The sequence below is a fragment of the Enterobacter cloacae complex sp. GF14B genome (genome assembly GCF_004136805.1).
Taxonomy (GTDB): domain Bacteria; phylum Pseudomonadota; class Gammaproteobacteria; order Enterobacterales; family Enterobacteriaceae; genus Enterobacter; species Enterobacter hormaechei_C.
The window spans coordinates 1-1762 of sequence record NZ_QFRV01000237.1 but is presented as its reverse complement, the minus strand read 5'-3'; the positions used below and the strand labels follow the sequence as shown (position 1 = coordinate 1762).

The window sequence follows — 1762 nt, the reverse complement described above, 5'->3', positions numbered from 1 at the left end:
CACGCCGTCTCGGCGCTGGAGATGCCGGAGGCGCCCGTACAGCCCGGCTGGAACCATCCCGATACCCCTTACAATAAGCCTGTCTGTATTGATTGGCACAGCGCGCGTCTGAAGAACCGTCGTCGCGTGTGGATTTTTACCACCGGGGATGAAAGCCCCGAGCGCCCGCTGGCGGTGCTCCTTGACGGGCAGTTCTGGGCCGAAAGCATGCCCGTCTGGCCTGCTCTGGCGTCGCTCACCCATGAAGGCAAACTGCCGCCTGCGGTTTATGTCTTAATTGACGTCATTGACACCGCACACCGCAGCCGCGAGCTGCCGTGCAACCCTGATTTCTGGCTGGCGGTGCAGGAAGAACTTCTCCCGCAAGTGAAAAGCATGGCTCCGTTCAGCGACCGCGCCGACCATACCGTGGTGGCGGGTCAGAGCTTCGGCGGACTCTCTTCCCTCTATGCGGGCCTCAACTGGCCGCAGCGTTTTGGCTGCATCCTCAGCCAGTCCGGATCCTACTGGTGGCCGCACCGCGGCGCGCAGCAGGACGGGCTGCTCATCGAACAACTCAAAGCGGGTGAAAAAACCGCTCGCGGGCTGCGCATCGTCCTTGAGGCCGGGCGCAACGAGCCGCTTATTTTGCGCGCAAACCAGGCGATCCTCGCCGAACTACACACTCAGCAACCGGTTTTCTGGCGTCAGGTTGACGGCGGACACGATGCGCTTTGCTGGCGCGGTGGGCTGACGCAGGGGCTGATGACCCTCTGGCAGCCGCTTATTCAATAACGGAGTCTGTATGGAATTCAGCAATCCTTTCGATAATCCGCAGGGACAGTTCGCCATTTTGCAAAATGACCAGGGGCAGTACAGCCTGTGGCCGCAGCAGTGCGAGTTGCCCGCGGGCTGGCGCGTGGTCTGCGAACCGCAATCTCAGGAGGCGTGCCAGCAGTGGCTGGCGGAACAGTGGCAGACGCTTGAGCCGTTTTATTTTGCGGGGGAGAGCGCATGAACCGTCTCCCTCTTGTCGCCGCCCAGCCGGGGATTTGGATGGCAGAGCAGCTTTCCTCCCTGCCAAACGCCTGGAGCGTCGCGCACTATACCGAACTGAAAGGCGCTATCGATGCGCCATTGCTGGCAAAAGCCATCGCTGAAGGCATGATGCAGGCCGACACCCTGCGGATGCGTTTTGCCGAAGATCACGGTGAGGTGTGGCAGTGGATCGATGAGGCCATGCTCCTGCCGGAGCCGTCCATCGTGCGCGTTGACTCCCACGACGCCGCCGTGGCGCTGATGGAGGCCGATCTCAAGCAGAACCTGCGCGTCGACAGCGGTCAGCCGCTGGCGTTTCACCAGCTGATTCAAGTGGGAGAAAGCCACTGGTACTGGTATCAGCGGTATCATCATCTGGTGGTAGATGGCTTCAGTTTCCCGGCCATTACGCGTCAGATCGCCGCCATTTACGCTGCGTGGCAGAAAGGGAAACCCGCGCCCGCCTCCCCGTTTACCCCTTTCGCCGAGGTGGTGGAGGAGTACCAGCGCTATCGCGACAGTGAGGCGTATCAGCGCGACGGTGCTTTCTGGGCCGAACAGCGCCAACAGCTTCCTTCTCCGGTCTCGCTCTCTTCCGCGCCCCTGCCTGGACACGCCGCCACCACCGACATCCTGCGCCTGAAAATGGCGATGGACGGACGTGCTTTCAGCCAGCTTGCACAGATGGCAGGCCAGGCGCAGCGTACCGATCTGGCGCTTGCGCTGGTGGTGCTGTGGCTGGGCC

3 protein-coding genes are annotated in these 1762 nt (G+C 62.1%); all 3 read left to right on the top strand.

Features of this window, described 5'->3' with window-relative positions; genetic code table 11:
• Positions 1–774, top strand: a 774-nt coding sequence (gene fes, locus DD606_RS24955) for an enterochelin esterase (RefSeq protein WP_129259443.1), incomplete at its 5' end; no start/stop codon positions are given.
• 10 nt (positions 775–784) lie between these two features.
• On the top strand, positions 785–997 hold the full coding sequence (locus DD606_RS24950) for an MbtH family NRPS accessory protein (protein ID WP_060579777.1): 213 nt from the start codon (positions 785–787) through the stop codon (positions 995–997).
• The coding region (locus tag DD606_RS24945) for a condensation domain-containing protein (protein WP_255573130.1) at positions 994–1762 on the top strand (769 nt) is incomplete at its 3' end. The genes DD606_RS24950 and DD606_RS24945, both read left to right, overlap by 4 nt.